The 15,600-nt window shown below is 43.9% G+C and carries 16 protein-coding genes and 1 pseudogene; 8 read left to right on the top strand and 9 right to left on the bottom strand.

Annotated elements, in window-relative coordinates; translation table 11 throughout:
• Positions 1-16 precede the first annotated feature (16 nt).
• The 7 genes from AC3CIA_RS08060 to AC3CIA_RS08030 all read left to right on the top strand — a co-directional run bounded on the left by AC3CIA_RS08060 (position 17) and on the right by AC3CIA_RS08030 (position 9,958).
• Positions 17-1,117 carry a glycosyltransferase gene (locus AC3CIA_RS08060; protein WP_171308264.1) on the top strand — a complete coding sequence of 367 codons (1,101 nt, stop codon included), beginning with the start codon at positions 17-19 and terminating at the stop codon, positions 1,115-1,117.
• Positions 1,114-2,301: a glycosyltransferase family 2 protein gene (locus tag AC3CIA_RS08055; protein WP_171308263.1), complete on the top strand. Its 1,188-nt coding sequence runs from the start codon at positions 1,114-1,116 to the stop codon at positions 2,299-2,301. Before AC3CIA_RS08060 ends, AC3CIA_RS08055 begins: the two co-directional genes overlap by 4 nt.
• Before the next feature lie 9 nt (positions 2,302-2,310).
• The gene (locus tag AC3CIA_RS08050; protein ID WP_017083640.1) at positions 2,311-2,970 is read left to right on the top strand and encodes a sugar transferase; all 660 of its coding nucleotides are present in this window, start codon (positions 2,311-2,313) and stop codon (positions 2,968-2,970) included.
• Between the two features lie 217 nt (positions 2,971-3,187).
• Positions 3,188-4,066, top strand: a complete 879-nt coding sequence (locus AC3CIA_RS08045) for a LysR family transcriptional regulator (protein WP_054547772.1) — start codon at positions 3,188-3,190, stop codon at positions 4,064-4,066.
• Positions 4,067-4,165: 99 nt separating this feature from the next.
• Complete coding sequence (locus tag AC3CIA_RS08040) at positions 4,166-5,317, top strand: efflux RND transporter periplasmic adaptor subunit (RefSeq protein WP_081009008.1); 1,152 nt, start codon at positions 4,166-4,168, stop codon at positions 5,315-5,317.
• A gap of 10 nt (positions 5,318-5,327) precedes the next feature.
• Positions 5,328-8,447, top strand: coding sequence for an efflux RND transporter permease subunit (locus tag AC3CIA_RS08035; RefSeq protein ID WP_200909009.1), 3,120 nt, complete (start codon positions 5,328-5,330; stop codon positions 8,445-8,447).
• 2 nt (positions 8,448-8,449) lie between these two features.
• Positions 8,450-9,958, top strand: a complete 1,509-nt coding sequence (locus tag AC3CIA_RS08030; RefSeq protein ID WP_054547774.1) for an efflux transporter outer membrane subunit — start codon at positions 8,450-8,452, stop codon at positions 9,956-9,958.
• Positions 9,959-10,039: 81 nt separating this feature from the next.
• Here the strand turns inward: AC3CIA_RS08030 and AC3CIA_RS08025 are convergent, their stop codons facing one another.
• From AC3CIA_RS08025 to AC3CIA_RS07990, 8 genes are all read right to left on the bottom strand, one after another.
• A complete protein-coding gene (locus AC3CIA_RS08025; RefSeq protein WP_004733816.1) occupies positions 10,040-10,372 on the bottom strand; it encodes a YnfA family protein in 333 nt (110 codons plus the stop codon).
• Between the two features lie 119 nt (positions 10,373-10,491).
• On the bottom strand, positions 10,492-10,941 hold the full coding sequence (locus AC3CIA_RS08020; RefSeq protein WP_054547775.1) for a DUF3291 domain-containing protein: 450 nt from the start codon (positions 10,939-10,941) through the stop codon (positions 10,492-10,494).
• Positions 10,942-11,005: 64 nt separating this feature from the next.
• Positions 11,006-11,287, bottom strand: a complete 282-nt coding sequence (locus AC3CIA_RS08015; protein WP_102578134.1) for a hypothetical protein — start codon at positions 11,285-11,287, stop codon at positions 11,006-11,008.
• A gap of 193 nt (positions 11,288-11,480) precedes the next feature.
• On the bottom strand, positions 11,481-11,885 hold the full coding sequence (locus AC3CIA_RS08010) for a DUF1801 domain-containing protein (RefSeq protein ID WP_428786119.1): 405 nt from the start codon (positions 11,883-11,885) through the stop codon (positions 11,481-11,483).
• 70 nt (positions 11,886-11,955) lie between these two features.
• Complete coding sequence (locus tag AC3CIA_RS08005; RefSeq protein ID WP_488518862.1) at positions 11,956-12,435, bottom strand: P-loop nucleotide/nucleoside kinase family protein; 480 nt, start codon at positions 12,433-12,435, stop codon at positions 11,956-11,958.
• A complete protein-coding gene (locus tag AC3CIA_RS08000) occupies positions 12,432-12,638 on the bottom strand; it encodes a hypothetical protein (protein ID WP_488518861.1) in 207 nt (68 codons plus the stop codon). Before AC3CIA_RS08000 ends, AC3CIA_RS08005 begins: the two co-directional genes overlap by 4 nt.
• A gap of 611 nt (positions 12,639-13,249) precedes the next feature.
• Complete coding sequence (locus AC3CIA_RS07995) at positions 13,250-13,663, bottom strand: GNAT family N-acetyltransferase (protein WP_488518860.1); 414 nt, start codon at positions 13,661-13,663, stop codon at positions 13,250-13,252.
• 146 nt (positions 13,664-13,809) lie between these two features.
• Positions 13,810-14,535, bottom strand: coding sequence for a hypothetical protein (locus tag AC3CIA_RS07990; protein ID WP_488518859.1), 726 nt, complete (start codon positions 14,533-14,535; stop codon positions 13,810-13,812).
• Positions 14,536-14,875: 340 nt separating this feature from the next.
• Here AC3CIA_RS07990 and AC3CIA_RS07985 point away from each other — a divergent pair.
• Positions 14,876-15,082, top strand: a pseudogene (locus tag AC3CIA_RS07985) (IS110 family transposase); the annotation flags it as partial.
• Between the two features lies 1 nt (position 15,083).
• Here the strand turns inward: AC3CIA_RS07985 and AC3CIA_RS07980 are convergent.
• The gene (locus AC3CIA_RS07980; protein ID WP_488518858.1) at positions 15,084-15,557 is read right to left on the bottom strand and encodes a hypothetical protein; all 474 of its coding nucleotides are present in this window, start codon (positions 15,555-15,557) and stop codon (positions 15,084-15,086) included.
• Positions 15,558-15,600 lie beyond the last annotated feature (43 nt).

The following is a 15,600-nucleotide window of genomic DNA, read 5'->3' as shown; positions in this document are numbered from 1 at the left end:
AGGCAGGGTCCAAATTATGAATAACCAGATAACAAAGCATGGCAAGAAGATCATACACGTTGTTCAACATCTTGCCCCAGGCGGATTAGAAACCCTAACTTTAGATTTGCTTCGCCTTGCTAAACCAACAGACCAAGTGTTGATCGTCAGTCTTGAAGGCACGAAAGCAGAATCCATCACAAACTGGCCGAAGCTAAAGCCTTACCACAACCAAATCGTGTTTTTAGACAAAGAGCCCGGTGTTCAATTCAACATCATCATAAAACTCATCAAAGCATTTAGAGGAATTAGCCCTGATGTTGTTCACACGCATCACATAGGCCCACTGCTCTACGCGGGTTACGCTGCCCGCGTATCAGGGGTTCCTACTCGAATTCATACTGAACATGATGCATGGCATTTGAAAAATAACAAACGTCGTCGCTTACAAGCATTAGCACTTAAAGCCGCTCAGCCAACTTTGGTGGCCGATGCAACCCGTGTTTACAACCAACTTCGCTCTGCCTTTTCATACAACAATATCATCACGATTAAAAACGGTGTGGATTGCGAGAAGTTCAAACCGATGTCAAAAGCAAACGCGAGAGCAACACTCGATCTACCAACCGATAAACACATCGTAGGTTGTGCGGGACGTTTAGAACACGTGAAAGGTCAAGACCAACTGATTAAAGCGCTTACCTTACTTCCTACTAACACCGTTGTCGCATTGGCTGGTGATGGTTCAAAACGCAAGCAACTGGAACAACTCACTGACCGCTTGAATTTGAGCGACCGTGTGATCTTTCTTGGCCTTATTGAAGACATGACCACCTTTTACGGCGCTTTGGATACCTTCTGTTTACCTTCTCGTCATGAGGGGTTGCCACTTTCTACACTCGAAGCTCAGGCGTGCAACATCCCTACCGTCGCGATGAATGTAGGAGCTGTCGATGAAACCTTATGTCCAGTCAGCGGCGCCCTCGTCAAAAGCGGCAGCATTGTGGGGTTAGCTAGTGCGCTATTAGAAAAGCAAAATGAACGCTTTTTGTCACCTCGTCGTTACGTACTCGACTACTTTGACATTGTAAAAATGGTTGCCTCTTACAACGATATCTCAGAAGGAGTTTGCGCATGATCGACTGGTTGCTTGCAGGAATTTGCTTATTCTCTGGTGCGCTGATTGTCTACCATCACGCTGCCTATCCACTGTTACTGCGTTGGTATGCGAAAAGTCACCCGGCGCGTCAAATTGAAGAGAGCCATCGTTGTTATAAAGACGAACAACAAGATTGCACACTACCCACCATTACCATTCTTGTGCCGGCATTTAACGAAGAGCAATGGATCGCAGATAAAGTTCGTAACCTTGCTTCATTAGATTACCCAAAAAAGAAGCTACAAGTGATTATTGCTTGTGATGGCTGCACTGATAACACGGTAGAAATCGCCGAAATGACGATTCAAGAAGCGATGTGCAGCGATATCTATTTCGAGATACATGACCACAAGACCAACCGAGGAAAAGTTGCGGTTATCAATGAAGAAGTGACAAGTATAAAAAGCGACATTACGGCGCTAAGTGACGTATCAGCCCTTATTTCACTGGATGCATTGCTTATTGCAGCTGCTCATTTTGAAAGTGACAAGGTTGGTGTGGTAAACGCAACGTATCAACTATGCCCTACAGGCAATAAAGGTGAAAACGCCTACTGGCAGTATCAAACAGCCGTTAAAGAATCTGAGGCATCATTAGGTTCTAGCTTAGGTTCTCATGGCGCTTTCTACTTGTTTAGAACACACCTGTTTGAATTGCTTCCACTCAACACTATTAATGACGATTTCATCTTACCGATGCAAATCGTTAAACAAGGTTACATCGCAGAATACGAAACCCAAATGGTTGCATTAGAGCTAGAAGAATCAAATTTAGAAACAGACTTCAAAAGAAGACTTCGTATATCAGCGGGCAACATGCAACAAGCGATTCGATTGTTTGGCTTGTTCAGCCCTAAGTTCAAGGGCATCGCGTTTGCGTTCTTCTCAGGAAAAGGACTTCGCCTCCTAACACCATATTTAATGATCGTGTGTTTAGTGTGTTCCATCTTACTTAGTAACTACTTGGTATTTGAAGCACTGTTATGGGCTCAAGTTACCGTTTATACCATTGGCGTACTTGGTTGTATCTTGCCAAAGCGTCTAGTAAACAAACCTATTTCATTAATCTCTTATTTGATAGTTGGACACTATGCCAACTTCATTGGTGGCATTCGTTACCTAATCGGACTAGAAAACTCACCTTGGACACGAGCGAATCATTAAGGACTTATTATGATGAACATTGAACAGCTATCTACTCAAAACTTATACCAATACAAAATCTCACGTGCTAAACGTACGTTCGATTTCGTTAGCTCATTGATTGCGGTGATTTTGTTAGCGCCAGTATTTCCATTGATAGCGATGGCAATTGCACTTACTTCTCGCGGTCCTATTTTCTACCGCCAATTGCGTGTCGGTAAATCTACGCCGGAGAAAATGGCAATCTTTGAAATCATGAAGTTCCGTAGCATGTACGAAGATGCAGAAACGCGTTCTGGCGCAGTCTGGGCTACCGCGAATGACCCACGAATTACACCCGTTGGACGCTTTTTGAGAAAAACACGTCTTGATGAACTCCCACAGCTGTTCAATGTATTGAAAGGTGAAATGTCTCTAATTGGTCCACGGCCTGAACGCCCTACTTTTTACACCAAACTAGAAAACGAAATCCCTTACTTTGCTGACCGTACATACGGCGTAATGCCTGGTATTACGGGGCTTGCACAAGTAAATCAAGGTTATGATACCTGTATTGATGATGTACGTCGTAAAGTGGGCTTTGACCATAGTTACGCATTAAGCCTATGTTCTGTTAAGTCTTGGATTGCCGCTGACCTCTCCATCATTTCTAAAACAATCATTGTGATGGTCGACGGTCGAGGTCGCTAAACTAATATGGTGTGAGGTGAAAGAAAAAGTTGCCAAGTCCAAGGTGAAAAATAGAGCAGTCTTGTCCGATGTGAACACAAAGCCAGCTTTGATAATGGTTGATCAGCTGGCTTTTTACTGTCTTAAAATAAGCCAAAACCAAGAACGCTTCGATTTTAAAATCCAATTGGTATACGATGCCAACATACTGTTCTAAAAACGATTAAATGCCGTTGTTATGAAAATCGAAGATCTTAAGCTATTTACCACTGTAGTCGAACTGGGTAGTTTTACTGCCGCAGCCAATGCACTTGACCTTCCCCGAGCTAACGTTAGCCGTAGAATTAACGACCTTGAGAAGTCTCTCGGCATTCAACTGTTTTTTAGAACTACACGAAGCCTCTCCTTAACCAAATCTGGCGAGCTCTATTACAAAGAACTACTCAATGCATTAAGTGCGCTCGACAAAGCGAATCATGTCGCTTCCAACCTTTCAGAAGTTGCACACGGGCAAGTTAAGATTGGTCTATTGCCTGAAACCAGCGACATCATGCAGTCGACTCTGTTTAAATTCCAAGATATGTACCCCAAGGTTGAGCTTGATATTCGCAACATTAGTAACGGCTTTGTCGACATGTACCGTCAAGGGTTAGACCTCGCTATGCATGGTGGTACGTTGAGCGACGCTAACGTGGTTGCTCGTAAAGTGATGGTTCTCCAACGTATTTTTGTCGCAAGCCCTGAGTTTCTAGAGAAACAAGGCAAGCCCTCAAACCTAAGAGAGCTCACCAATTACCCATTTGTTTGCTTCAGGTGGCCAAGTGGCGACATCGATAAACAATGGGACATCAAAGATCACATCATCAAAGTTGAACCTTCGGTCGTCAGCGACAGCATTGGCTTCGTGAAAGGCGGTGTAATTCGACATAGAGGCATCGCGTTGTTACCAGAACTCTTGGTACGACAGCAACTTAAAGACGGCAGTCTGATTAACCTGTTCCCCGACGAGAATCTTCAAGAAGAAGAAGCATGGCTGCTCTATCCTCAGCGTAAAGCGTTAAGCCATTCAGCACAGCTTTTGATTGATTTTTTATTACAAGAGCTTCCGAAATTATAGTTATTGTAACGAATAATGTGACAGTGTTTCACGTGCAGACTAGATTATCTAAACAAGACTGAAAGATAGAATTACTCCATAAATTGACAGGAGTAATCCATGAAGCCTATATCTCAGCATTCACAGATCTTTCAACAGACACCCACGTTTAAGCACTCGCCTATTCTTAAACACGCACCTACCTTTCGACATACAGTCATTGCACTAAGCCTAACCGCTCTGTTTGGCTGTAATGACTCTGAGGCGACGATAGCTCAAAAACAAACGCGCCCGATTCAAGTGATCCAACTTGAGCCTCTCTCTCATGAAGTTGAAAAATCGTTCACAGGCAAATTGCAGTCATCAGAAACGGCTGGTGTTGCGTTTCGAGTGCCTGGCACTATTCAAAAAATGATGGTCTCGGTTGGTGATTCAGTTAAGAAAGGCCAACCACTTGCGCAGTTAGACCCTCATGATTACCAAGTCGCGTTGGAAGAGTTACAAGCTCGAGCACTCGAAGCGAAATCTGCACACAAATTAGCGAAATCCGAACTTGTACGAGTAAAACAAGCCATCGCTGATAATGCGATTGCCGATGTTAACCTAGACCGTGCAATCAGCGGTTATGAACGAAGTGAAGCGGCGGTTAAAGTCGTAGAACAGAACATACGCCGTGCGAAAGATTCGATTCGTTATACCAAGTTGCTCGCACCCTTCGACGGCGTTGTAGCGGCATCGAACTTCGATCAGTTCGAACAAGTCCTGCCGGGTATTTCGGTTTTCACAATCCATAACCCGGAACAACTTGAAGTTAAAATCCAAGTCCCAGAAAACTTGATTCATGAGTTCCAACCGAATCAAACCGCTGTTATCAATTGGTATGGTTCAGAGGAAAAGCTGATTGGGTACGCCGCTGAAATTGCCACGTCACCTCACCTTATCAAACAGACCTACGCGGTAACTTACCATGTAGAAACAACCAACAAGTCAGTGTTGCCAGGAAAAGCCGTCACACTGACAACTCAACTTGGCGAAGCTAGCAGTAATTTTTGTTTACCGTATTCAGCGTTGGTGAATCAATCTGGCATCGAGCAAGTGTTCACGATTAAGAACGAGCAAGCTCATGGCGTGACTGTGGACGTGGTTTCGATGTCCCAAAATACCGTATGTGTTGAATCAACGCTCAACGATGGTGATTTCGTCGTGGTGAGTGGTGCTCAGTACGTCATGGAAGGCCAACACTTCTCCGATATTCAAGTTAAGAGTCTGTAGGTAAATCATGATGAATCTAGCTGATTTTGCGATCAAACAACGCACCTTCATCCTGTTTTTCACTGCATTGAGTGTTATCGCAGGCCTGTTTTCTTACTTTGATCTTGGCAAGCTCGAAGATCCAAGCTTCACTATCAAAACGGCCGTCGTAGTAACGCTCTACCCCGGTGCTTCTGCGGAAGAAGTGGAACAGCAAGTTACTGATACCGTCGAAACTAAACTGCAAGAGATGGGATCATTAAACCGACTTCGTTCACTCTCTCGCCCTGGCATGTCGATGGTGTTTGTCGATCTCAAAGAGTCTCTTAATTCAAAGGCACTTCCTCAAGAGTGGGACTTATTGCGTCGCAAAGTCTCTGACATGAAGCTGTTACTGCCTTCGACTGCACAGATCAGTGTCGTACAAGACGAGTTTTCTGAAGTCTACGGCATGCTTTTCTCTATCCACAGTAAAGATGCATCGCCAGCTGAACTAAGACGTTACGCAGAAGAGTTGCAACGTCGAATTAAAACCGTCGATGGTATTAAGAAGATCGAATTACACGGCGTTCAACCACGCGTTGTTCATATCGACATCCCTGATGAAAGGTTAGCGCAATACGGCCTATCTATCACACAAGTTTGGTCGCAGCTGAATACGCAAAACATGGCGTTCGATGCCGGTAAGTTTTCAGCAGGAACGGAACGAATCCGAGTTCAACAGTCGAGTGAGTTTGGTTCATTAGACGACATCAAAAACCTGATGATCAAAGGTGGCGTCAGTGAATTAGGAACCAGCTTAATCCGCTTAGGCGATATTGCAGACGTCACAATGGGCTACCAAGAACCAATGATGACAGAGAACCGTTACAACGGTGTACCAGCAGTCACATTAGCGATGAGCCCCGTCACCGGCGTTAACGTGGTATCACTTGGCGATGAAATTAATCAAATCGTCAGCGATTTCCAAGCGACTTTGCCACTGGGCGTTGATATCGCGACGGTAGCTAACCAGCCGGAAGAAGTTCAAAAATCAATCGACAACTTCGTAAGCAACTTGCTTGAGAGTGTCGCGATTGTATTCATCGTCCTGGCCATATTCATGGGGCTAAAAAGCGCAACTATTGTCGGTTCAAGCTTACTGCTGACTATCTTGCTGACCCTTACCTACATGAACATGACTTCAATTGATTTACACCGAGTTTCGCTAGGTACCTTCATTCTTGCGCTTGGTATGTTGGTTGATAATGCCATTGTCATCACCGATATGATGATTGTGAAAATCAACAAAGGCATCGACCGAACCAAAGCCGCAATTGATTCTGTTAAAGAGACCGCTACACCACTCTTTGGCGCGACAGTTATCGCTATCATGGGTGCGAGCCCTGTTATCTTTTCAAAAACCGATGCCGCTGAGTTCGCAAGCTCAGTATTCCTAATTATCGCCTCTTCACTGTTGTTGTCATGGTTTGTCGCAATGACCTTTACAGCTTTGATGTGTTGGTTCTTCATCAAGCCAACTAAGCAAGCTGACAATACCAAAGTGAGCTTATACCGTAAGAGCGTAAACTGGACGGTAGATAACCCACTCAAAGCACTTGCGGGACTCATTCCGCTGATTTTGGTCACTGCATTGGCTATCCCGAATATTGCCGTTAACTTTATTCCACAAGCCGACAGACCCATTCTGTTCTTAGATTACTGGCTGCCCAATGGCGCCAAGGTTGAACAGACCTCAGAAGACATGAAGCGTATCGAACAATGGTTGTTAGAGCAGCCGGAAGTCGAGAGTATTTCAACGTACATTGGTGCTGGCGCTCCTCGTTTCTCAGTGACCATTGAGCCAGAACCGTTTGACTCTGCTTACGGTCAGATCTTGATTAACGCGACCGATTTCCCGTCACTCAGCCCGTTGATTGCGCGTGGCGACAAATGGTTAATGGAAGAGTTTCCAAACGCCGATCCTCGCTTTAGAAGCTTAAAGCTTGCGACTTCGGATAAATTCAGTGTTGAAGCGCGTTTTTCAGGCCCAGATATCGAGGTACTGCACGGCTTATCTGAACAAGCGAAAGCTATCTTTGCTCGACACCCAGACACCAAGTACGTGCGTGATGACTGGCGACAGAAGAGTAAAGTGCTAGAACCTGTCATCAACCAAGACAAGATGCGTCTTGCAGGTATTAACCGTGCAGATATTGCATTCGCGATGAAACGCGCGTCAGAAGGCATGCCGCTGGGTCGTATGAACTTAAACGATGAATTGGTGACTATTGAACTGCGTGGTACAGACAGCTCTATTCAATCGCTAGAAACTTTGCCGGTACGTTCTTTACTGGGCATCCACAGCGTTCCACTAGGTCAAGTCATTGACGGGTTTGAGCTTACAAGCGAAGAGACCATGATTTGGCGTCGCGACCGAGTAAAAACCATCACAGCACAAGCTGGCGTTGGTCGCTACACCACACCTGCAGCAGTGAGAGACTCAGTTAAAGAACAAATAGAATCCATTCACCTTCCACACGGTTACCACTTGGAATGGGGTGGCGAATATTACGACGAGCATAAAGCGGTCAGCGATATTCTTAAACAGCTACCTAAAGCGATGTTGTTGATGGTGATCATCCTAGTTGCGATGTTTAACGGCTTCAAACAGCCAGTGATCATCTTCACCACCCTACCGCTTGCGGCGACGGGTGCAACATTCAGCTTGTTGCTGTTGGACAAACCGTTCGGCTTCATGGCGTTGATTGGCGCGGTAACGTTGACAGGTATGATCATCAAGAACGGCATCGTGTTGATGGACCAGATCGAGCTTGAACGTAAAGACGGTCGTTCACTGTCAGACGCAATTAAAGAAGCAACCGTGAACCGTACTATGGCGATCTCGATGGGTGCACTCACCACAGCACTTGGCATGATCCCGCTGCTTAGTGACCTGCTGTTTGACCAGATGGCGGCAACCATTATCGGTGGCTTGGCGGCGGCAACCGTGTTGTCTCTGTTTGTAATGCCTGCGCTGTACAAGCTCTTCTATCGAACTGAAGAAAAAAAGACAGTGGCTGAAGCCATTAAAGATGCTGTAGTTGTACTCGATGCAACGCCTCAGTCTACAAACAGCGGCACTCCAACCTCATTCAACAAGGAGCAATAAACATGTACCCATTAACTAAGTTTAAAGTGGCTCCTATTGCTCTTGCCTTGTTGCTAACAGGTTGTGCGGTTGGCCCTGATTACGATGAACCGCAAACGACTATGGCTGAGACCTTCTTATATAGCCAAGGTGATGTGAACCAAGACGGAGTGAGCCAAATCGAACAGCACAATCATTGGTGGACGCAGTTTAATGATCCAACGCTCAATCAGTTAGTGGCCGATGTTCAAAGCCAGAACATCCCACTTAAACTGGCCGCCGAGCGAATCAACATGGCGAACTCATACAAAAGCGTTGTTGAATCATTCAAAGTTCCGACCATCAATGTCGGTGGCGGTTATTACAACTACCAACTGAGTGAGAACGACTCCCTACTCGGCCCAGTATTTGGCGCCTCTGATGCGGTTGAATCAGCAACGGGGATGTCGTTGCTGGAAGCGCAACACGATGGCGGGTTCTTAGGTGCAAGCATCGCATGGGAAATGGACTTGTTTGGACGTATCGATAAGCAATCCAACGCAGCAACAATTCGAGTGGAACAAGCCGAGATATTCCAATCGGGTTTGAATACCTTGATCACTGCCGATGTCATTCACAACTACCTGCAATATCGTGGCGCTCAAGAGCGAAAAGCGATCGCACTAGAGAACATTTCCGACCAAAAGCAGACTTTAGAACTGGTCACCAAAGTGGTTCGCAGCGGCTATGGCTCGGAGTTAGACCTTGCTCAAGCCCAAGCCATGCTTGCCGCGACTGAATCCATTGTTCCTCAACTTGAAATCGCAGAGCAAGTTCACAAACAACGTATGGCGGTGTTATTAGGTGAATCACTTACGAGCGTGAGCCAACGTTTAGCTAGTGAATTTACGTTACCGAGAATGAAGGATGTGATTCCTACAGGCTTACCTTCTGACTTGTTAGAACAACGCCCAGACATCCGCATTGCAGAGCGTGAAATGGCAGCCATTAATGAAGAACTCGGCGCAAGCATTGCCAATCGCTATCCAAAGTTCTTCCTAACGGGCACGCCAGGAGTGACAGCCGGAAGTTTTGATGACCTATTCAGTAGCGATTCATTCGGTTGGGCGGCATCTGCAGGCATCAGTTGGAATGTATTCGATGGTGGTCGAGGCGAAGCCATGGTGGAAATGAACGAAGCAAGGTTCAGTTCTGCAGCGCTTAACTACCAACACTCGGTAGACAGCGCCTTTGCAGAAGTCGATTCAAGCTTGTTTGCCTATGGCCGTAGCCAAGAAAACCAAAAGCGCATCGATGAAGCTACCCTTGCCGTTGATAATGCGGTGAACAAAGCAAAGTCGCTATACAAAGCGGGCCTAGTCGATTACTTGTCGGTGTTAGACGCACAAAGACAACAAAAAGCGATGCAAGACCGCCAAGTCGCCGCCAAGCTTCAAACCGCCAACACCACGATTGCGGTGTATAAAGCGTTAGGTGGCGATTGGAAAGTAGCTAATGAAACACAGAGTGTCGAATTAGCCCACGTTAACTAGGCTCTTTGTTCTCTGCTGAATGATGTAATAAGCGTAAAAAAATACCGCCGTTGATTACGGCGGTATTTTTGTGTAAGCACGTTATGCGTTTCGAGGGCCAAACATAATAATCGCCATACCGAGTAGTGCAACAGAGCCACCAACCAGATCCCACGTTGTCGGCTTCTCGCCATCAACAAGCCACAGCCATATTAGGGCAACAGAAATATACACACCGCCATAGGCTGCATAAACACGCCCTGTCGCGGTAGGATGAAGCGTCAATAACCAAGCAAATAACGCCAGGCTTATCGCAGCAGGAATCAATAACCAAATGCTCTTGTCTTCTCTCAACCAAAGATAAGGTAGATAACATCCTACAATCTCGGCGACCGCTGTAAGTACAAAAAGACCGACCGTTTTAAATTCAATCACAACTTACCTTTATAAATTTAAATGCAGAAAACACTATCGATGATCCATCCAACAACTCCCACACACCACAGATGCCCCTCTTTTAGTTTCAATGGAACATAACGTTGGCTGGACGAATGCTATTTTGGCGCTTCTGACTGTGTAAAGTTGGTTTTAAAAGTGAAGGCATACGGCGTATCACCGATTTCTCTGAGGTGTTCAAGTCGCTCTATCGCTTCTTCGAGTGTGGGAATATGGTCTTCTTCAATCCACCAAAGAACATAAGTATCTTCAGGTAAACGATGAAACCAGTCACCCTTTCGGCGCATAAAATCACGGTGATGTGTGCGGAACATGAAGTTCTTTAACGAATCCACAGAGTCCCACACCGACATGTTCACAATCATATTAGGATCATCGAAAGCTTGGATATTGGTGGCGTCACCAGATTCATCTTTCAGACGCCAAACAAACCCTTCACTGCTTTCTGCGATTCCATTAACCAGCTCTAAGTTATCGATAAACTCTTTGATTTCCGGCGCACCTAACGGGTATTTTGCCAGAGCGATATTTAACTGAGCTAATTTCATAATGTTTCTTCCTTGATAAATTATGATTAGAAAATTTCAAACGCACCGACTGATACTAAGACAACTAAAGAACCGTCACGCCTTCAACTTCAATCACAGAGTTAACATTAGCGCGCTCGATTATCTTGAGTAACGTCGTTTGGATCAGCTCATTATCTCGGATTTCGGTTTCACAAGAAAAACGCTCTTCTTGAACACCATCGCCCTCACCCAGCATAAATTGAACTGCGACTTCCGTTGCGAGATCTTTGGTCGATCCGTAATACGCTAACGTGATTTTTGGGTATCCGTGGTCGCCTTTTTTAACCTGCTTTGCGATACGTTTCTTAGCTTTATCTAAATTCATACAACTACCTTTAAGTCTGAAATACAAGGTGACTAGAACACCTTTTTAAACGGTAAGCAATACAATCAGCGTTGGTTATATAGATTCCCTAGCCTCTTGATACTAATCAAGATGGTACAGTCTTAGTGATTTAAAGAGTGATAGCTAGAGCACAGATAACCAGTTTAGGAAATATGCTGACAACACGTAAGAACTACGCGCCAAGAAGCGGTAGATGTTTTCGTTGTTGATAAGTTAAGGCTAGCTCTAAGCACTGCTTAATCGGTGCTTTGGGGAGTGGTTCAGTTAGGTTCAAGACGATTGCCCTATTACCCTGAAATGCCAATGTGCCGTCGTGCAATTCTCTGAATGTGTCGATTAGCTTCGTTTTACAGTTAAAGAACAAGTAATAGTTGTTTGGTGATTTTAATTTCCAGTCAATTCGAATTGGGCTACCCGTCTTAACGCTGTAACTTGGTTCGCCCCATTTCAGAGACTCTTCGACTTCACCTAAACCCAAATCAGATGAAAGCTCAAAGATAAATGAGCGCAACTCTTCAAGTCGGCCTCGAACATCATCGGGATACTCGTCGAAATGTGTTTTGATTGCTTTGTCCATTGAACCTCCGATTCACTTGTTGCGATATAAAGGATCTGCTAACTCAAACTATGCTTGGCTATATAGTTTGCTAAGTGTCCTGTTGAACCCAAACAACATTTTCATTTGAAGTTGGAACCTCAAACCAAGACCAAAACAGATCTAACATTTCAGGTGTCATTTCGTAAGACTTACCATCCAGTTCAGAGTTACGGCTAAATGCCCTCTGCTTACAAGTCTCAAAGGAAACATCAAGGTAGTGAACTTCGCTGTCCACACCTAGGTTTGATACCCAGCTTTTAAAAGAATCTCGGTCAGACTCACGCCAAAAACCAAAGTCAAAAATCACAGGAACACCTAAGGAAAACAGCTGCATAGCAGACTCCTTGAATAACCCTTGAAGCGTAGCCAGCCGGCGATCAAAAACTTCACGCTCCATATGCTCGCCATACAAAGGAATCATCCACTCATCGATTGAGAAACGAAAGGCGCCATGCTTTTCTGCAAGCGCTTTAGAGTAAGTCGTTTTACCCGAACCGATAAAGCCACATACGAAGTAGATTTTAGTCATGATGCCCCTTTAGTCTGCTTGTTACGCATGATCCTTTCTTTTAGAAGTGTACCAATACTGCTAACTACAAACGTAAAAGTAAACGCCACAATTGGTCGATAGAAATAAAACGCACCATCCGTCATAAAAAAGTACTGATGAATGGCGACACCAAAGCCAACCCCTATTGCGAGCTTCAAGTTCTTGAAAATTCGTTGTTTCATGTTCATTCCCTTGTAGAAAGCAAAACTATGTATAGGTGTAAGTGACGTTATGACCAGATCTTAAATCATTGTGATATAGACGCTTAAACTGAAGTAAGCCGAAATTGGACATCGCTTTTAAATTTCTTGCATGCTCATTACAACACACATTGTCCTACTGATTTTTAGGTATTAATTATTTTTTGATTATGCCGGCTTGGCAATTTATGATCTAGGGATGTAATTCAGAGAAACCCAAAATGACATATAAGAACGTAATAAAAATCTCAGCTATCGGTACACGCGGTAAAGTTAAAGGCCTAGAGTTCGTCGCAAAAAGGAACCTCGATGGTCAATATATACTAAATGGAAAAGTTCATACGCCCACCGATTCTAATAGGACCAACAAAGCTAAGAATAAGGTATATGCGTCTACACTGACTGAGGCCGCCAACCTGCTTTCAACCAACGAATACTTAATCAACTTAACCTGTACAGATCCGATCGGAGGACGAGCTCTACGCGAGTACAACAAAGTAAAGGTTACTGAAGGCTAAAACAATATCGACAAGGATGTCACCACTAGCTCGGGTCAACTACAGAATCACTCTTAAATGCTTTGTTAGCAGTACTTATAGCACTTTAACCATAAAGTACTTACACCCGTCCTTAGGGTAGCCTTCTTGTGTCCACTGAGTAACGTAACCATGCTTCTCGTAAAACGGCATAGCTTGAAAGTTAAGAGTATCCAAAAGGCACTTTTTGCATCCCCGCTCTATACCCGCTTTCTCTATTTCATTTAGGATCTTTGAACCAACATTTCGACCTCTTAATTCATCTGAAACCCAAAGAGTATCGAGCAAAAGCCAATCTCCAAAAGAACGAGCAGCCGCCCCCGCAATTACTTCCCCAGAATTATTTTTAATTTGAGCGGCTAAAGGAAGCCTTTCATTTACCTCCCAGTTAGCCCAATTAAATTCATCAATCTTTTTGTCGAGATAATCAATTAATTCTTGTTCGGGATTATCCAAAACTTCAATGTTCATTTACTACTCCGATTCAATCTGTACTGCTAACGCCTTGCTAAGGTGCAGCAACCACCACAAACCCCAAGCAAAGCCACCATAAACACTAAAGCCAACCAAACCAAACCAAAAATGCCAGAGGTTAGCTGTCACTCTTAAGCAATTTGTTATGTTTGTTGCATTCGAATAGTATCTACTAATATCGGGAATTCTTTACTATCTTCGACTCTCCCGCGAGAAACAACGATTAGATTATCGTCATGCGAAATAAATGCTTTCCACTCGCTTGGGGTTTCTTTGACATCAGTTTTTATATAGAGAATATAGCCATATAAGTAAAAACGATGGTAGTTCACGTCGAACCATGACTCAGGGTGTGGATCCATTATAGTTCTTGATACACCATCACTAACGTCATCAAATTTAGCCAATACAAATGAAAAATCATCCAACTCACCTGATTTTCCGTCCGATATTAGTTTTTGTGCTTTATCTTCTAAGGAACCTAATTTAACTTTAGAATAAAACTGTTGTTCTGAAATTGAAGCTCGCCAAAGAATGCTGATAAAGAATAATTTTAATTTCGAAACGTCTACTTTATTTATCCGGTAACCAACCAACTGTCCTTCATCGTACAGCGGAGTTTGCTTATCTTCCTCGCCTATCAATACTCGATAACCGTAATCATCAATCTGTTGAAACTTATCTTCACATTGTCGACACAGGATATTTTGATCATATACTCCAATCGGAGACTTCTTTGGGTATACACCAGATGTATTAGTAATAAGTCGAAGTGGCTTGCTACTACTTTTCATACTTACGAAGAAAGACTCTGGGATTACATGAGCCTTTATTAACTTTTTACTTTCTCCGCATCCTTTACATTTCATATTTCCACCTGAAAAACATAACGCCCAATTAAGGTGTGAGCCACGCTACCTCACACCCAACTGGAGCGCAGTAAACACTGAGCTTAACGCAAACCAAAAATGTCAAGCGTGGGGAATCACTCTTAAACAGTTTGTATGGATAATAAGCACTCCAATCGGGTAAGGTGAGACCCAGACTTTAGCTGCAACTAAAGTTCTTCTATCTGGTAGTTCGATTAAACGATGGCTCCTCGATTGAGAGACCGGTAACAAGTACGAACGTCAGATAGAACTCCAAGCACCACACTCGAATAGTCTTCTGGGTCTCGAGCCCGCATTTGCAAGCAAGAGTTAGCTTATTATGAATACAAACACACTTCAAAACATTAATGTTGGCGTTGATACTGGTAAGTCACAATTAGACATCTATGTCCGTCCACTCGACATTTACTTCACCGTACCAAACACCGATAAAGGCATCAGCGATGCCATTAAAATCATTAAGAAACACAAACCTCAACGCGTCGTCATCGAGGCTACAGGTCGATTAGAAATGCCCTTCATACTTGTTATGTTTCGTTGCCAAAAAGACCGAGTAAATATTTACCAGAGTCATTTTTATATGATTTACCCAGCTTGTTCAGTCCAAATTTAGGAAGTAAATGTTGCATTGCTGCATTTGAATTTCTAGTGGTTGCAAATATCGCTGACTCTCCGCTGGCTTCAATAACACCTTCCATTAATTGGTTACCGACCCCTGATACCGTTGCATAAATGTATCCGATTTCAAAGTGGTAGGAAGTTAACTTATCTTTAACATCGGCAGCGCTAAAAACCTTAGTTTTATAACTATCAGCTGGTGTTTTAAGAGCAGCAATTGCTACACAATTCTCATGGTTATAAATAAAAACCAATTTTTGAGCACGGAGAATTTTATTTCGAAGTTGGTAAGTTGACACTTGCCCACCTTCTTCTGTCATCCGCACGAATGTATTGATTTCACTTTCAGTACAATCGGCTGGAGATTTGATTATTGTTTTCATAATTACCTTTAGAAACATAACGCCCAATTAAGTAGCTGACAAC

Source organism: Vibrio sp. QJM3NY_27 (assembly GCF_057785955.1).
This window is presented reverse-complemented; position numbering and strand designations above follow the sequence as displayed.